At 69.9% G+C, this 16,481-nt stretch carries 15 protein-coding genes and 1 tRNA gene; 6 read left to right on the forward strand and 10 right to left on the reverse strand.

Going from position 1 to position 16,481, the window contains the following annotated elements:
- Positions 1 to 78: 78 nt before the first annotated feature.
- The 10 genes from H299_RS40430 to dnaA all read right to left on the reverse strand — a co-directional run bounded on the left by H299_RS40430 (position 79) and on the right by dnaA (position 12,811).
- Positions 79 to 213 carry a DLW-39 family protein gene (locus H299_RS40430; RefSeq protein ID WP_003958712.1) on the reverse strand — a complete coding sequence of 45 codons (135 nt, stop codon included), beginning with the start codon at positions 211 to 213 and terminating at the stop codon, positions 79 to 81.
- A 136-nt stretch (positions 214 to 349) separates the two neighbouring features.
- Positions 350 to 423, reverse strand: a tRNA-Ile gene (locus tag H299_RS0114400).
- A gap of 81 nt (positions 424 to 504) precedes the next feature.
- Positions 505 to 1,182 carry a DUF3566 domain-containing protein gene (locus tag H299_RS0114405; RefSeq protein WP_027748973.1) on the reverse strand — a complete coding sequence of 226 codons (678 nt, stop codon included), beginning with the start codon at positions 1,180 to 1,182 and terminating at the stop codon, positions 505 to 507.
- Positions 1,183 to 1,185: 3 nt separating this feature from the next.
- Positions 1,186 to 3,849, reverse strand: a complete 2,664-nt coding sequence (gene gyrA, locus H299_RS0114410) for a DNA gyrase subunit A (protein ID WP_027748974.1) — start codon at positions 3,847 to 3,849, stop codon at positions 1,186 to 1,188.
- A 47-nt stretch (positions 3,850 to 3,896) separates the two neighbouring features.
- The gene (gene gyrB / locus H299_RS0114415; protein WP_027748975.1) at positions 3,897 to 5,960 is read right to left on the reverse strand and encodes a DNA topoisomerase (ATP-hydrolyzing) subunit B; all 2,064 of its coding nucleotides are present in this window, start codon (positions 5,958 to 5,960) and stop codon (positions 3,897 to 3,899) included.
- A 351-nt stretch (positions 5,961 to 6,311) separates the two neighbouring features.
- The gene (locus H299_RS0114420) at positions 6,312 to 6,899 is read right to left on the reverse strand and encodes a DciA family protein (RefSeq protein ID WP_027748976.1); all 588 of its coding nucleotides are present in this window, start codon (positions 6,897 to 6,899) and stop codon (positions 6,312 to 6,314) included.
- Positions 6,896 to 8,014 carry a DNA replication/repair protein RecF gene (gene recF, locus H299_RS0114425; RefSeq protein ID WP_027748977.1) on the reverse strand — a complete coding sequence of 373 codons (1,119 nt, stop codon included), beginning with the start codon at positions 8,012 to 8,014 and terminating at the stop codon, positions 6,896 to 6,898. The genes H299_RS0114420 and recF overlap by 4 nt, the downstream gene beginning before the upstream one ends.
- A 36-nt stretch (positions 8,015 to 8,050) precedes the next feature.
- Complete coding sequence (gene gnd, locus H299_RS0114430) at positions 8,051 to 8,929, reverse strand: phosphogluconate dehydrogenase (NAD(+)-dependent, decarboxylating) (RefSeq protein ID WP_027748978.1); 879 nt, start codon at positions 8,927 to 8,929, stop codon at positions 8,051 to 8,053.
- Between the two features lie 103 nt (positions 8,930 to 9,032).
- On the reverse strand, positions 9,033 to 10,163 hold the full coding sequence (dnaN, locus tag H299_RS0114435; RefSeq protein WP_027748979.1) for a DNA polymerase III subunit beta: 1,131 nt from the start codon (positions 10,161 to 10,163) through the stop codon (positions 9,033 to 9,035).
- Between the two features lie 785 nt (positions 10,164 to 10,948).
- Entirely contained in the window at positions 10,949 to 12,811 is a 1,863-nt protein-coding gene (dnaA, locus tag H299_RS0114440) for a chromosomal replication initiator protein DnaA (RefSeq protein ID WP_027748980.1), read from the reverse strand.
- A gap of 402 nt (positions 12,812 to 13,213) precedes the next feature.
- Between dnaA and rpmH the strand changes: the two genes are divergently transcribed.
- Genes rpmH through rsmG form a run of 6 tightly spaced genes read left to right on the forward strand, consistent with a single transcriptional unit; the run spans position 13,214 to position 16,426 of the window.
- Complete coding sequence (gene rpmH, locus H299_RS0114445) at positions 13,214 to 13,351, forward strand: 50S ribosomal protein L34 (protein ID WP_027748981.1); 138 nt, start codon at positions 13,214 to 13,216, stop codon at positions 13,349 to 13,351.
- 24 nt (positions 13,352 to 13,375) lie between these two features.
- The gene (rnpA, locus tag H299_RS0114450; protein ID WP_027748982.1) at positions 13,376 to 13,741 is read left to right on the forward strand and encodes a ribonuclease P protein component; all 366 of its coding nucleotides are present in this window, start codon (positions 13,376 to 13,378) and stop codon (positions 13,739 to 13,741) included.
- Entirely contained in the window at positions 13,738 to 14,028 is a 291-nt protein-coding gene (yidD, locus tag H299_RS0114455; RefSeq protein ID WP_027748983.1) for a membrane protein insertion efficiency factor YidD, read from the forward strand. Before rnpA ends, yidD begins: the two co-directional genes overlap by 4 nt.
- A gap of 3 nt (positions 14,029 to 14,031) precedes the next feature.
- The gene (gene yidC / locus H299_RS0114460) at positions 14,032 to 15,180 is read left to right on the forward strand and encodes a membrane protein insertase YidC (RefSeq protein WP_027748984.1); all 1,149 of its coding nucleotides are present in this window, start codon (positions 14,032 to 14,034) and stop codon (positions 15,178 to 15,180) included.
- A gap of 14 nt (positions 15,181 to 15,194) precedes the next feature.
- Entirely contained in the window at positions 15,195 to 15,695 is a 501-nt protein-coding gene (locus H299_RS0114465) for a R3H domain-containing nucleic acid-binding protein (RefSeq protein WP_027748985.1), read from the forward strand.
- The gene (gene rsmG / locus H299_RS0114470) at positions 15,692 to 16,426 is read left to right on the forward strand and encodes a 16S rRNA (guanine(527)-N(7))-methyltransferase RsmG (RefSeq protein WP_027748986.1); all 735 of its coding nucleotides are present in this window, start codon (positions 15,692 to 15,694) and stop codon (positions 16,424 to 16,426) included. Before H299_RS0114465 ends, rsmG begins: the two co-directional genes overlap by 4 nt.
- The last annotated feature ends 55 nt before the right edge of the window (positions 16,427 to 16,481 follow it).

The following is a 16,481-nucleotide window of genomic DNA, read 5'->3' on the forward strand; positions in this document are numbered from 1 at the left end:
CGCCTTCACGCGGTCAGGGCCTCGTGCGAACCTGCTGTGACTGCTCGGTTCTGGAGTGACTGCTGTGCCCGTTGAGGGTCACACACCCGAACCTGCGGGCACGGAGTCGGTCGCCTCCGTCCACAGGTCCTGCTCGGCGCGATCCGCCTGGATCTGGCGGTACACGAGGAGCCCGCCGATGGCGGCCAGTGCGACCAGGAGAAGCTTCTTCACCGCGCTACCTCGTCCTTCGTAGACTCATGACCATCTGGCGCCGATGATACCCACAGGGCTCGCGAAGCGTGGGCAGAGGTACACACCAGCCACGCAGCAGAGCCCCCAGCCGGACCGGCTGGGGGCTCTCACGCGGTGGGGCTAAGAGGACTTGAACCTCTGGCCTCATCCTTATCAGGGATGCGCTCTAACCATCTGAGCTATAGCCCCGCGCTGCACCGAAAGATTAGCGCACATCCGGCCGGGTCCCAAAATCGGTTTACGCCGCCGATTCCGGGACCCGGCCCGTGCTCACTCGTCCTCGGCCAGCGTGACCTCGACGCCGCCCACGAAGCCCGCCGACAGGTTGTAGATGAACGCGCCCAAGGTCGCCAGCGCCGTCGCCAGCACCACGTCGATCACCGCCACCACCGAGGTGAACAGCACCACCCGCGGCAGCGACAGGAACGCCTCCAGGTCGAAGCCGCCCCCCTCGTCGGAGGACGTGGCCTCGCTGATCGTGTCGCCGATGGCCGAGAAGACGCCCATGGCGTCCATCACCATCCACAGCACCGAGACCGCCACGACCGTGCACACGCCCAGCGCGATGGACAGCAGGAAGCTGACCTTCATCACCGACCACGGGTCGGCCTTGGCCACCCGCAGCCGCGCCTTGCGCGTCCGCGGCACCGTACGGGCGCCGGTACGCGGGCGGCGGCGGGCGTCCGGTGCCATGCCCTGCACACCGCCCGCACCCCCAGCCGTACCCGCGCCGGCCGGGGCGGACCCGCCCAGGGTGCCGCCGCCCGGCTGGACCACGCCCCCGGGCTTCGGCTGCGCCTGCGCCCCGGCCGCCTGCGGAGCCGGATAGGCCCGCGGCGGATGGTGCGGCTGCGGTGGCCCCTGCGAAGCATCCTGCCCCTGCGGCTGCGGTTGTGGCTGCGCCTGAGGCTGTGGCTGCGCCCGCTGCTGGGGCTGGGCACCACTCACGCCTTACTCCTCGTCGCTCGACGTGGCCGGAGAGCCGTCGGCCGGGGACTGCGTGGCCGCCGACTCGTCAACCAGAGCGCCCAGGGAGCCGCCCGCCTCGGAGTTCTCCACCGCGGCGTCCACCGCGGCCTCGACCTCCTCGGCCTCGCGGCCCGCCTCGGCATTGCGCGCGACACCGACGACGGCGTCCCGCTTGCCCAGGTTGATCAGTTGAACGCCCATCGTGTCACGGCCCGTCTCCCTGACCCCGTTGACCCGCGTACGGATCACACCGCCGCTCAGCGTGATGGCGAGAATCTCGTCCGATTCCTCCACCACCAGCGCGCCGACCAGCTCACCACGGTCCTCCACGATCTTGGCGGCCTTGATCCCCAGGCCGCCCCGACCCTGGACGCGGTAGTCGTCGACCGGCGTCCGCTTCGCGTAACCGCCGTCGGTGGCGGTGAAGACGAACGTACCGGCCCGGACGACATTCATCGAGAGCAGTTCGTCGCCTTCCCGGAAACTCATCCCCTTGACACCCGAGGTGGCCCGCCCCATCGGACGCAGCGCCTCGTCCGTCGCGGTGAACCGGATCGACTGCGCCTTCTTGCTCACCAGCAGCAGATCGTCCTGCGAGGAGACCGGCTCGGCGCCGATCAGCTCGTCGTCCCGGCCGTCGTCCATCTCGCGCAGGTTGATCGCGATGACCCCGCCCGAGCGCGGCGAGTCGTAGTCCTTGAGCGGCGTCTTCTTCACCAGGCCCGACTTCGTGGCCAGCACCAGGTACGGCACCGCCTCGTAGTCGCGGATGGCCAGGATCTCCGCGATCCGCTCGTCCGGCTGGAACGCCAGCAGGTTGGCCACGTGCTGGCCGCGCGCGTCCCGCCCGGCGTCCGGCAGCTCGTACGCCTTCGCCCGGTAGACCCGGCCCTTGTTCGTGAAGAACAGCAGCCAGTGGTGCGTGGTGGAGACGAAGAAGTGGTCGACGATGTCGTCCTCCTTCAGCTTCGCGCCCCGCACCCCCTTCCCGCCGCGCTTCTGCGCCCGGTAGTCCACCGACCTGGTGCGCTTGACGTAGCCGCCACGGGTGATCGTGACGACGATGTCCTCCTCGGCGATCAGGTCCTCGATGGACATGTCGCCCTCGAAGGGCACCAGCTTGGAGCGCCGGTCGTCGCCGAACTTGTCGACGATCGCCGTCAGCTCCTCACCGATGATCTGCCGCTGCCGCTGCGGGGAGGCCAGGATGATGTTGTACTCGTCGATCTTCCGCTGCAGCTCGTCGTGCTCGGCGGTGATCTTCTGGTGCTCCAGCGCGGCCAGCCGCCGCAGCTGCATCTCCAGGATCGCGTTCGCCTGGATCTCGTCGATCCGCAGCAGCCCCATCAGGCCCTCGCGCGCCTCCTCGACGGTCTGGCTGCGCCGGATGAGCGCGATCACCTCGTCGATGGCGTCCAGCGCCTTGAGCAGCCCGCGCAGGATGTGCGCGCGCTCCTCCGCCTTGCGCAGCCGGTACTGGGTACGGCGCACGATCACGTCGATCTGGTGCGTGACCCAGTGCCGGATGAAGGCGTCCAGCGACAGCGTCCGCGGCACGCCCTCGACCAGCGCCAGCATGTTCGCGCCGAAGTTGGTCTGGAGGTCGGTGTGCTTGTAGAGGTTGTTCAGCACCACCTTGGCGACCGCGTCCCGCTTGAGCACGATCACCAGCCGCTGGCCCGTACGCGAGGAGGTCTCGTCCCGTACGTCCGCGATGCCGCCGACCCGGCCGTCCTTCACCAGGTCGGCGATCTTCAGCGCCAGGTTGTCCGGGTTGACCTGGTACGGCAGCTCGGTGACCACCAGGCACTGGCGGCCCTGGATCTCCTCGACCTCGACCACCGCGCGCATTGTGATCGACCCGCGCCCGGTGCGGTACGCCTCCTCGATGCCGCGGCGGCCCACCACCAGCGCGCCGGAGGGGAAGTCCGGGCCCTTGATCCGCTCGATCAGGGCTTCCAGCAGCTCCTCGTTGCTCGCCTCCGGGTGGTCCAGGTACCACTGGGCACCCGAGGCGACCTCGCGCAGGTTGTGCGGCGGGATGTTCGTCGCCATGCCGACCGCGATCCCGGCCGAACCGTTGATCAGCAGGTTCGGGAAGCGGGCCGGCAGGACCGTCGGCTCCTGGTTGCGGCCGTCGTAGTTGTCCTGCATATCGACGGTGTCTTCGTCGATCTCGCGGAGCATCTCCATGGACAGCGGGTGCATCTTGCACTCGGTGTACCGCATGGCCGCCGCCGGGTCGTTGCCCGGGGAGCCGAAGTTGCCGTTCGAGTCGACCAGCGGCATCCGCATCGACCAGTGCTGGGCGAGCCGCACCAGCGCGTCGTAGATGGAGGAGTCGCCGTGCGGGTGGTAGGTGCCCATCACGTCGCCGACGACGCGGGCGCACTTGTAGAAGCCCTTCTCGGGCCGGTAACCGCCGTCGTACATCGCGTACAGCACGCGGCGGTGCACCGGCTTCAGGCCGTCCCGCACGTCGGGCAGGGCACGCGAGACGATCACGCTCATCGCGTAGTCGAGATACGAGCGCTGCATCTCCGTCTCAAGGCTCACCGGCTCCACGCTGAGCCGGGTCGGCAGGACGGTGCTGCCCTCGGTGGGGGCGTCCTTCGGGGAGGTCTCTGGGACGTTGTCGTCGGCCATCGCTGGTTTGAGGTCCTTGTCTGTGGGGCGGCGGGCGGAGAGCCGACTCAGATGTCGAGGAAGCGGACGTCCTTGGCGTTGCGCTGGATGAAGGACCGGCGCGCCTCCACGTCCTCGCCCATCAGGATCGAGAACAGGTCGTCGGCGGCGGCGGCGTCGTCCAGCGTCACCTGGCGCAGCACCCGGTGCTCGGTGTCCATGGTGGTGATCCGCAGCTCCTCGGCGTTCATCTCGCCCAGGCCCTTGAAGCGCTGGATCGAGTCGTCGCGCATCCGCTTGCCCTGCTCGCGGCCGAGCCGGATCAGGCTGTCGCGCTCGCGGTCGGAGTAGGCGTACTGGTGCTCGTCCCGGCCCCACTTGATCTTGTAGAGCGGCGGCTGGGAGAGGTACACCCGGCCCTGCTCGACCAGCGGACGCATGAAGCGGAACAGCAGGGTCAGCAGCAGCGTGTTGATGTGCTGGCCGTCGACGTCGGCGTCCGCCATCAGGATGATCTTGTGATAGCGCAGCTTCTCGCTGTCGAAGTCCTCATGGATGCCGGTGCCGAACGCCGAGATCAGCGCCTGCACCTCGGCGTTCTGGAGCACCTTGTCGATGCGCGCCTTCTCCACGTTCAGGATCTTGCCGCGGATCGGGAGGATCGCCTGGTACTGCGGATTGCGGCCGGACTTGGCCGAGCCGCCCGCCGAGTCGCCCTCCACGATGAAGATCTCGCACTTGGCGGGGTCGTTCGACTGGCAGTCCGAGAGCTTGCCCGGCAGCGACGCCGTCTCCAGCAGGCCCTTGCGGCGGGTCAGGTCCCGCGCCTTGCGCGCGGCCACCCGGGCCGTCGCCGCCTGGACACCCTTGCGGATGATGTCCGCGGCCTCGTTGGGATGGCGGTCCAGCCAGTCCGTGAGGTGCTCGTGCACGATGCGCTGGACGAACGTCTTCGCCTCGGTGTTGCCCAGCTTCGTCTTCGTCTGGCCCTCGAACTGCGGCTCGCCCAGCTTCACCGAGATGATCGCCGTCAGACCCTCGCGGATGTCCTCACCGGTGAGGTTGTCGTCCTTCTCGCGCAGCAGCTTCTTCTCGCGCGCGTACCGGTTGATCAACCCGGTCAGCGCCGCGCGGAAACCCTCCTCGTGGGTGCCGCCCTCGTGCGTGTGGATCGTGTTCGCGAAGGAGTACACCCCCTCGCTGTACTGGGTGTTCCACTGCATCGCGATCTCGAGCGAGAGCAGCCGCTCCTTGTCCTCGGCCTCGAAGTCGATGACCGTGGGGTGCACCAGCTCGCCCTTGCGCGAGTTGAGGTAGCGGACGAAGTCGGAGATCCCGCCCTCGTAGTGGTAGCGCACGGCGTTCTGGTTGCCGTCCTCGTCCACGTGCTCCGCGCGCTCGTCCCGCAGGGCGATGGTCAGGCCCTTGTTCAGGAAGGCCATCTCCTGGAAGCGGCGCGAGAGCGTCTCGAACGAGTAGTCCGTCGTCTCGAAGATCTCGCCGTCGGCCCAGAAGGTGACCGAGGTGCCCGTCTCGTCCGTCGGCTCGTGCTGCTCCAGCGGCGCCGTGGGCACCCCGAGCTTGTACTCCTGGGTCCAGCGGGAGCCGTCCGTCCGCACCTCCACCGCCACCCGCTGCGACAGCGCGTTGACGACGGACACACCCACGCCGTGCAGACCGCCGGAGACCGCGTAGCCGCCGCCGCCGAACTTGCCGCCCGCGTGCAGCACGGTCATCACGACCTCGAGCGCGGGCTTGTTCTCCGAGGCGACGATGCCGACCGGGATACCGCGCCCGTTGTCGACCACCCGGACACCGCCGTCGGCCAGCAGCGTCACGTCGATGGAGTCGGCATGGCCGGCGAGCGCCTCGTCGACGGAGTTGTCGACCACCTCGTAGACGAGGTGGTGCAGACCACGCTCACCGGTCGAGCCGATGTACATGCCCGGTCGCTTCCGGACCGCGTCCAGACCCTCGAGGACGGTGATGTCGCTGGCGTCGTACGACGGGACACCCGGCTCGGGCACGGCCGCACTCGCTGCATCGGCCGCCTCCTCGGGACCGTCATCGGACGTATTGCTCTGGTTTGGGTTGCCGGAATCGGCCACGAAGCGCCCTTTCTGGCACAGCACAGGCCGTCTCCTGGGCAAAACGGAGCGGCTGCGTCGTTCGACATGATCCGCAACAGGGCGGCTTACATCCAGTGTACCGGTGGCTCGGCCATCAATGGGGCTTTGCCGGTACCTGAGTCCTCATGTGCCGCCCTGGGGTGCCGTCCAGCGACTCCCCATATGCGGACCGGGGGCCTAAGAGGCTCACAGAGCCACTCAGCGCTTCGGCTTGTCAACGGTCCGCACCTGTGTGTGTTCCCTCACCCTTACGCGCCCACGCGCGTGCGAAGACGCCGCGAAGGTACGGGTACGGACCGCACCAGGCCGCGCCGGAACGGGACGGACCAGGCCCGCCGGAGGAAGGCGGACCGCTCAGCCGTACGTGTCCCCCGGGCCCTTGCTCCCCGGGGCCCGCAGCGGACCGGAGCGCGTCGGCGCCTCGGGCCCGCGCACCTTGATCAACCGGACCGTGCCCTGCCCCAGTTCCTCGTTCAGCCGCGCGACCAACCGGGGCGCCAGCAGCCGCAGTTGCGTCGCCCACGCCGTCGAGTCGCAGCGCACCAGCAGGCTGCGCTCCTCCTCGTCGTACCGCAGCGGCGCGCAGTGCTGGGCCACCTCCGCACCCACCAGCTCCGGCCACCGGCCCATCACCCCGCCGACCGCCGCCGGGGCCTCCCACCCGCGCTCCGTGATCAGCCGGCCGACCGCCGCGCCCAGCGGCAGCGGATCGCGGCCGTCGCGGCCGGCCCCGGACCGCAGCCCGCCGCGGCGCGCCTGCTTGCGCTGCGAGGCGGCCGCGCCGCGCTCCCGCGCGCGCTCCTTCGCCGCGCGCAGCGCCACCCGGGCCAGGTCCACACCGGAGGGCTCGGCGGGCTCCGGGCGCGGCCCGGACTGCCCGGACTGCCCGGGCTGGGGCAGCGGGGCGGGGTCGGGCAGGCGCTCGGGCACCGGGCCGCTCATGCCCGCGTCACCTCGCCCTCGGCCACCGCGAACCGCACCCCCGCCAGGGCGGGCGGCACGTCCTCCGCCACCGCGGCCGTCACCAGCACCTGTTCGCCCGGCGCGACCAGCTCCGCCAGCCGCGCGCGGCGCCGTACGTCCAGCTCCGCGAAGACGTCGTCGAGCACCAGGACCGGTTCGTTGCCCTCGCTCTTGAGCAGGTCGTAGGAGGCCAGCCGCAGCGCCAGCGCGAAGGACCAGGACTCGCCGTGGCTGGCGTAGCCCTTCGCGGGCAACTGGCCGAGCTTCAGCACCAGATCGTCCCGGTGCGGCCCCACCAGCGTGACGCCCCGCTCGATCTCCTGCCGGCGCGCCTCGCCCAGCGCCGCCCGCAGCTGCTCGAACAGCTCCTCGCGGGACGAGCCGGCGTCCACCGGGGCGCGGTACTCCAGCGCCACCGGGCCGCCGCCGGGCGCCAGCCGCTCGTACGCCTTGTCCGCCAGCGGGCGCAGCGTCGCGATCAGGTCCAGCCGCTGGGCCAGCACCTCCGCGCCGACGCGCGCCAGATGCTCGTCCCAGACGTCCAGCGTGGCCAGGTCGCCGCCCCGGCCGCCGTGCCGCCGGGCCATGGCCGCCGACTTCAGCAGAGTGTTCCGCTGCTTGAGCACCCGGTCGTAGTCGGACCGGACACCGCCCATACGCGGCACCCGCGCCGTCACCAACTCGTCCAGGAAGCGGCGGCGTTCACCCGGATCGCCCTTGACCAGGCTCAGGTCCTCCGGCGCGAAGAGCACCGTGCGCAGGATTCCCAGCACGTCCCTCGGCCGCACCTGCGAGGAGCGGTTGATCCGCGCGCGGTTCGCCCGGCCCGGGTTCAGCTCCAGTTCCACCAGCTGGCTGCGCTCGCCCTGCCGCACCGCCGCCCGTACGATCGCGCGCTGCGCGCCGAGGCGCACCAACGGCGCGTCCGAGGAGACCCGGTGGCTGCCGAGGGTGGCCAGATAGCCGACGGCCTCCACGAGGTTCGTCTTGCCCTGGCCGTTCGGTCCGACGAAGGTCGTGACGCCCGGATCGAGGGCGACCTCGGCCCGGGCGTACGAGCGGAAGTCGGCGAGCGAGAGATGCGTGACATGCACGATGGCGCGCTGACCTCCCCGAACCGCCGTCGCCTGCTACTTGGTGTTCTGCACCGCGTGGCCGCCGAACTGGTTGCGCAGCGCGGCGATCATCTTCATCTGCGGCGAGTCCTCCTGGCGGGAGGAGAACCGCGCGAACAGCGAGGCGGTGATCGCGGGCAGCGGCACGGCGTTGTCGATCGCCGCCTCCACCGTCCAGCGGCCCTCGCCCGAATCGGCCGCGAAGCCGCGCAGGGCCTCCAGGTGCTCGTCGTCGTCCAGCGCGTTGACCGCCAGGTCCAGCAGCCAGGAGCGGATGACCGTGCCCTCCTGCCAGGAGCGGAAGACCTCGCGCACGTCGGTGACCGCGTCGGCGGCCTCCAGCAGCTCCCAGCCCTCCGCGAAGGCCTGCATCATCGCGTACTCGATGCCGTTGTGGACCATCTTGGCGAAGTGGCCCGCGCCGACCTTGCCCGCGTGCACGGCGCCGAACTGACCCTCGGGCTTCAGCGCGTCGAAGACGGGCTGCACCCGGGCGACGTGCTCGGCGTCACCGCCGTACATCAGGGCGTAGCCGTTCTCCAGGCCCCAGACGCCGCCGGAGACGCCGCAGTCGACGAAGCCGATGCCCTTCTCGGCCAGCTGGGCGGCGTGCTTCTCGTCCTCCGTCCAGCGGGAGTTCCCGCCGTCCACCACGACGTCGCCGGGCGAGAGCAGCCCGGCCAGCTCGTCGACGGTCGACTGGGTCGCGGCGCCGGCGGGCACCATCACCCACACCACGCGCGGGGCCTTCAGCTTCCCCACCAGCTCGGCGAGGCTGTGCACATCGGCGAGGGCGGGATCGCGGTCGTATCCCACGACGGTGTGGCCGGCGCGGCGGATGCGCTCGCGCATGTTCCCGCCCATCTTGCCCAAGCCGACGAGACCCAGCTCCATCAGTACGCCTTCTTTCGGTGTGGCTGCCTGTTCGTACCCGCGTACGAGCCTACGCCGGTGGGTGCGTGCACACCTGTGGGCTCAGCCGCTCAGGAGAGGAGCCTCAGCCGCTCAGACGCACCGGCATGATCAGGTACTTGTAGGCGTCGTCCGCCTCGGCGTCCTTCGCGGGGCGACCGCTGAGCAGCGCGGGCTTCGTCGAGGTGGTGAACGAGAGCTGGGCGACCGGAGAGTCGATCGCGCTCAGGCCCTCGAGCAGGAAGCCCGGGTTGAAGGCGATCGAGACGTCGTCCCCCTCGAGGTCGGCGTCGACCCGCTCCACAGCCTGTGCGTCGTCGCTGGAGCCCGCCTCCAGGGTCAGCACACCCTGCTCGAAGCTCAGCCGCACCGGGGTGTTGCGCTCCGCGACCAGGGCGACGCGCTTGACGGCCTCGACGAACGGGGCCGTCTCGATCACGGCGACGGAGTTGAACTCCGTCGGGAACAGCGTGCGGTACTTGGGGAGGTCGCCCTCCAGCAGCCGCGTCGTCGTACGCCGGCCGGAGCCCTCGAAGCCGATCAGGCCCTCGCCGGAGCCCGAGCCGGACAGCGCCAGCGACACGCTCTCGCCGCCGCTCAGCGACTTCGCGGTGTCCAGCAGTGTCTTCGCGGGGACCAGGGCGACCGCCGAAGTGTCCGGCGTCTCCGGCTTCCACAGGAACTCGCGGACGGCGAAGCGGTAGCGGTCCGTGGAGGCGAGCGTGACGCTGTCGCCCTCGATCTCGATCCGCACGCCGGTGAGCACGGGCAGCGTGTCGTCCCGGCCGGCGGCGATGGCGACCTGGGCGACGGCGGCGGCGAAGACCTCACCGGGGACGGTGCCGGTGGCGGTCGGCATCTCGGGCAGCGCCGGGTACTCCTCCACAGGCAGGGTGTGGAGTGTGAACCGCGAGGAGCCGCAGACCACCGTGACCCGCACGCCGTCGGTGGAGATCTCGACGGGGCGGTTCGGCAGGGAGCGGCAGATGTCGGCGAGCAGGCGGCCGGAGACCAGCACCGTGCCGTCCTCCTCGACCTCGGCCTCCACCGAGACCCGCGAGGAGACCTCGTAGTCGAAGCCGGACAGGCTCAGGGCGCCCTCCTCCGCCTTCAGCAGCAGTCCTGCCAGGACCGGCACCGGTGGACGGGCGGGGAGGCTCTTGGCGGTCCACGCCACCGCCTCTGCGAGTACATCGCGCTCTACCCGGATCTTCACCTTCAGCCGCCTCCTGCTGCTGTTGCTGCGGGCCTGTTGCCGGGGACCAGTCTGACGCACACCGCTGACAGTCGGGCCCACGCGGGTCAAGTCGGTGCGAGCGGGGTAGGACCGTCCCAGGCCGAGTTGTGCACAGCCCCCACTTCCAAGCGAATTTCGGGCTCTCTCTAGGTGGTCGTAGTAGTAGGGCTTGTGGAAACCGTGGATAACCCCGTTTTCGCAGGTCAGGCCCCAGATTTTATCCACCGGCCCTGTGGGCGGAGCGGTGGACGGAAGGGGGGTTCCTGTGGACGGCGAAAAGTTCTGCACACCCGGTACACAGGCGGACCCCACTTCCCCACAGCCCCGCCCACAGGAATCGAGGAGTTCTCAACAGGGCTCCGGTGGGGGGCGGTGTGACCTGATTCACTCGTACCGGTGACGGGGCGCGTTGTGTTGCCGAACAGTGGACAAGGGTGTGGAGAAGCTGGGGACAACTCACCGTTTGCTGTGGGTAGGCGGTGGACAACTCGACGGACGGTCCGGCGCCCGGCAGTTCGTCCACAGGTTGTGGATTTCCTTCGCCCACAAATCCCCAGCCCTCTGACCTTGGAAGATCATCCCTCGCGGTCGCCGCCTGTGGAGGCTTTCGGGACAACTCGGCGATCCCCAGGGTGTGGACGCCGCCGCGACCGGCTTTCTGTGGACTTCCCGCCTCCCGCGGCATGGATTCGAACAACGCAGAGCGCCCCCCGACACGTGTCGGGGGGCGCTGGAGCGCGGCGCTGCGGGACAGCCGTCAGCCGTCAGCCGTTCTTGATCCGGTTCGTCAGCTCGGTGACCTGGTTGTAGATGGAACGCCGCTCGGCCATCAGCGCACGGATCTTGCGGTCGGCGTGCATCACCGTCGTATGGTCCCGGCCGCCGAACTGAGCGCCGATCTTCGGCAGCGAGAGGTCGGTCAGCTCCCGGCACAGGTACATCGCGATCTGCCGCGCCGTCACCAGGACACGGCTGCGTGAGGAGCCGCACAGGTCGTCGATGGACAGACCGAAGTAGTCCGCGGTGGCGGCCATGATGTCCGCTGCGGTGATCTCCGGGGACGCGTCCTCGCCGCCGGGGATCAGGTCCTTGAGCACGATCTCGGTGAGCCCGAGGTCGACCGGCTGGCGGTTGAGACTGGCGAAGGCGGTGACCCGGATCAGCGCGCCCTCCAGCTCCCGGATGTTGCGCGAGATCCGGGACGCGATGAACTCCAGCACCTCGGGCGGCGCGTTGAGCTGCTCCTGCACCGCCTTCTTGCGCAGGATCGCGATACGCGTCTCCAGCTCCGGCGGCTGCACGTCCGTGATCAGGCCCCACTCGAAGCGGTTGCGGAGCCGGTCCTCCAGGGTGACCAGGGCCTTGGGCGGCCGGTCCGAGGAGAGCACGATCTGCTTGTTCGCGTTGTGCAGGGTGTTGAAGGTGTGGAAGAACTCCTCCTGGGTGGACTCCTTGCTGGCCAGGAACTGGATGTCGTCCACGAGCAGGATGTCCATGTCGCGATAGCGCCTGCGGAACGCGTCCGCCTTGCCGTCGCGGATGGAGTTGATGAACTCGTTGGTGAACTCCTCGGAGCTGACGTAGCGCACCCGCGTACCCGGGTAGAGGCTGCGGGCGTAGTGCCCGATGGCGTGCAGCAGGTGCGTCTTGCCGAGCCCGGACTCGCCGTAGATGAACAGCGGGTTGTACGCCTTGGCCGGCGCCTCGGCGACCGCGACGGCGGCGGCGTGGGCGAAGCGGTTGGAGGCGCCGATGACGAAGGTGTCGAAGAGGTACTTCGGATTCAGCCGGGCGGTCGGCTCCCCGGGGCCGGTCGCGGGGGCGGGCTGCGCGGCGAGCGGGCCCGGCGCGCCGGACTGCGCGGGCAGCTGGGCCGGGCCGTCGTAGCGGGGGGCGCCCTGGTGGGTCTGGTGCGGGGGGCCGCCGCCGTGCCGCTGCGCGGGGTGCTGGGGGTGCTGCTGGTGCGGCTGCTCGTACTGGTCGTACGAGGACTGCCGGGGGGGCTGCTGGCCGTAGCGGTGCGGCTGCTCGTAGCGCTGCCCCTCGTACGGCTGCGGCGGCGGGTGCTGCTGGTGCTGCGGCTGGTGCGGGTAGGGCTCCGGTTGCTGCCAGCCGCCGTGCTGGTGCTGCGGGGGCGGCTCGGTGCGGGGGGCCTGCGGGTAGTCGGGGTAGGCGGCGCGGGGGCTGGGCAGCTCGCGCGCCTCGTAGCGCTCGTGGGTGGCGGGGCCGGGACCAGGGCCGGTGTTCTGGCTCGGGACCTGGCCCGGTCCGGGGCCGTGTCCGGGCGGCTGCTCGTCGGCGGGCTGTCCGGGCTGGCCCTGCTGGCCACCGGGGCCACCGCCCGCCGGCGGCGGCGACGCCGGGCCGGTCACGGTGATCGCGAGCCGGATCGACTGCTGGCACTCGCGGCTGAGCGCGTCACTGATCAGCGGGGCGAGCCGCCCCTCCAGCACGCCCTTCGCGTACTCGTTCGGCACACCCAGCAGGGCCGTACCGGAGACCAGCACCAAGGGCTGGCAGTCCTTGAGCCATCGCTGGTCCTTGGCCTCGACCCCCTGACCCTCGGTGAGGAGTTGCTCCAGGACGCGCGGCCACACTGCGGCTAGATCGGCAGGCAGGTCGGCCACGGGGCACGCTCTCTCACTCGCTGGATGGCGTTCGCTCCGGGGAGACGACGCTCCGGGGAGGCGACTTGCGCCCCTGGAAGGTGTGATCCGCGGGACGGTCGGGAAGATTGGGAAGTTGAGCCACGGTAGTCAGGCCGACCTGCGCGGTTCAAGTCGTTGTCCACAGCCTGTGCACGACTGGGGCAATGGGCCGATCCACGTCGGCCCGGTTTGACCGGATGGCGTAACCGCGCGTACCGTATCGAGGTCGAGTTGTCGATGGCTGCTGCCGCCTGCCTCCGATGGGCATGACGATGCGGTGCACACTCGGGCGTTGCGAGCTACTCGTGGGCGCACGGTGACAGCCAGTTGACATCCCACACCCCGTCTCGTCCGAGACTCAAGAATTCCTGGAGCCCCCGAGTGAGCAAGCGCACCTTCCAGCCGAACAACCGCCGCCGCGCGAAGACCCACGGTTTCCGGCTGCGCATGCGGACGCGCGCCGGCCGCGCGATCGTGGCGAACCGCCGTAGCAAGGGCCGCTCGCGCCTGTCGGCCTGAGCAGCCTGACCCCAGGTCCATGACGTGCTGCCTACCGAGCACCGGCTGAGGCGGCGCGAGGACTTCGCGACCGCGGTACGACGGGGACGCAGGGCGGGCCGACCGCTTCTGGTCGTCCATCTGTTCCGCAGTACCGACCCGCACGAGGCGGGGGGAGATGCTCCCCCCGCGCGTGCGGGTTTCGTCGTGAGCAAGGCCATCGGCGGCGCGGTTGTGCGCAACCTCGTGAAGCGCCGCCTGCGCGGACTCATGGCCGATCGGCTCGCTTCACTTCCTGCGAGTAGCCTGGTGGTCGTACGGGCGCTGCCCGGTGCGGGCGCGGCGGGCTACGACGAGCTGGCCCGCGACCTGGACACCGCGTTGCAGCGGTTGCTGGGGAGGGCACCGTGAAATACCCGCTGCTCTGGTTGATCAAGCTCTACCAGTGGACCATCAGTCCGATTCTCGGGCCGGTCTGCCGGTACTACCCGTCGTGCTCGCACTACGGGTACGGCGCGATCGACCAGCACGGTGCGGTGAAGGGCACGGTGCTTACCGCCTGGCGCATCCTGCGCTGCAATCCGTGGTCGCCCGGTGGCGTCGACCACGTTCCCGCCCGGAAGCGTCCGGTGTGGCATCAGTGGCTCCGCAGCCGCTGGCAGCAGCACCGGACCCAGTCCCACGCCCAAGGAGTCTGATTCGTGGACACGATCCTCGATCCTCTCTATATCGCTGTCTCCTGGATCATCGTCCAGTTCCATTCGCTGTACAGCCTTGTGTTCGCCGAGGACAGCGGCTGGGCCTGGGGTCTGTCCATCGTTTCGCTGGTGGTCCTGATCCGCATCTGCCTGATCCCGCTGTTCGTCAAGCAGATCAAGTCGACGCGGAACATGCAGGCGCTCCAGCCGCGGATGAAGGCGATCCAGGAGCGGTACAAGAGCGACAAGCAGCGTCAGTCCGAAGAGATGATGAAGCTGTACAAGGAGACGGGCACCAACCCGCTCTCCAGCTGTCTGCCGATCCTGGCGCAGTCGCCGTTCTTCATCGCGCTCTTCCAGGTGCTCAACAAGATCGCCGGCAACAAAGAGGTCGGGGTCCTCAACGCGGAGCAGGTCGAGAGCGCCCGTAACGCACACGTCTTCGGCGCCCCGATCGCCTCCAAGTTCCTGGACAGCGCGGAGAAGGTCGAGGCGCTCAAGGCCACGCTGACCGATGTGCGGGTCGTCACCGTCATCATGATCCTGCTGATGTCGGCCTCGCAGTTCTACACCCAGCGTCAGCTCATGACGAAGAACGTCGACCTCACGGTCAAGACGCCGTTCATGCAGCAGCAGAAGATGCTGATGTACATCTTCCCGATCATGTTCGCCGTGTTCGGCATCAACTTCCCCGTCGGTGTCCTCGTCTACTGGCTGACCACCAACGTGTGGACGCTCGGCCAGCAGATGTACGTGATCAAGCGCAACCCGACGCCGGGCAGTGTCGCGTTCCAGCAGCGTCAGGAGAAGCTGCGCGCCCAGGGCAAGATCGTGGACGATCCCGCCGAGGTCGAGGCCAAGAAGGCGGTCGAGGCGGCGCGCGCCAAGCGCAGCCAGCCGAAGCGGCAGAGCAAGTCCCAGCGGCAGACGGCCGCCTCCCAGCCCGGGGAGAAGACCGACCTGAGCAAGGAGCCGCGGACCCCTGCCGCGGCGAAGAAGCCCGCCGCGAACACGGCGGCGGCGAAGAAGACCACCGGGCAGAAGCCGTCCGCGCAGAAGACCGGCGGCAGCTCCACCGCGAAGTCGGGCTCCCCGCAGAAGAAGTCCCAGGGGAACAAGAAGAAGCCGCAGTCCGCGAAGTCCAAGAAGTAAGAAGGAGTCCGTCCGTGACGGAGACGACCGCCGCAGAGGGCACCGACACCCTGTCCCGCCTTGAGCAGGAGGGGGAGATCGCGGCCGATTACCTCGAAGGGCTGCTCGACATCGCCGACCTCGACGGCGACATCGATATGGATGTGGAGGCGGACCGCGCCGCCGTGTCGATCATCAGTGACGGCTCGGGGCGTGATCTGCAGAAGCTTGTCGGCCGTGAGGGCGAGGTGCTGGAGGCGCTCCAGGAGCTGACCCGGCTGGCCGTCCACCGGGAGACAGGTGACCGCAGCCGCCTCATGCTGGACGTGGCGGGCTTCCGGGCCCGTAAGCGTGCCGAGCTGACGGAGCTGGGCACCAAGGCGTCCCAGGAGGCGAAGGACGCGGGCGAGCCGGTGAAGCTCCGCCCGATGACGCCGTTCGAGCGCAAGGTGGTGCACGATGCGGTGGCCGCGGCCGGGCTGCGCAGCGAGTCCGAAGGCGAGGAGCCGGAGCGCTGCGTGGTCGTGCTTCCGTGAGCGAGCAGCCGCAGGAGACGGAGGAGCTTCCGGCCGCGCCCGACGCGGCCCGGGAGTTCTTCGGTCAGGTCCTGCCGGGGGCCGTGCGCTATGGCGAGCTGCTGGCGGACACGGGGGTGCGGCGCGGGCTGATCGGCCCGCGCGAGGTGCCGCGTCTGTGGGAGCGGCACCTGCTGAACTGCGCGGTGCTCTCGGAGGTCGTGCCGAAGGGCGTGACGGTGTGCGACGTGGGCTCCGGGGCCGGGCTGCCGGGGATTCCGCTGGCGCTGGTGCGGCCTGATCTGAAGATCACGCTCCTGGAGCCGCTGCTGCGGCGGACGAGGTTCCTCCAGGAAGTAGTGGAACTGCTCGGCCTGGATCACGTGACGGTGGTGCGGGGCCGGGCCGAGGAGGTGCTGGGCACCCTGCCGCCGGTGCAGGTGGTGACCGCCCGTGCGGTGGCTCCGCTGGACCGGCTCGCGGGGTGGGGCGTGCCGCTGCTGCGGCCCTACGGCGAGATGCTGGCGATCAAGGGCGACACCGCCGTGGAGGAGCTGAAGAGTGCCCGCGCGGCGCTGCACAAGCTCGGGGTGGTCAAGACGTCTGTGGTGCAGGTCGGTACGGGCGTCGTCGACCCGCTCGCCACGGTGGTGCGTGCCGAGGTCGGAGAGAGCCCCGGCGGGGTCCGGTTCGCCGCGAAGCGGGTGAAGGCGGCCAAGGTGGAGCGGGCGCGGCGGCGCCAGCAGCGCTGAGGCGCTGACTCCCCCTGTTCCTAGCGGTGCCCGGGATGATCCGGGCTGCGGCGGT

Source organism: Streptomyces sp. CNH287 (assembly GCF_000424825.1).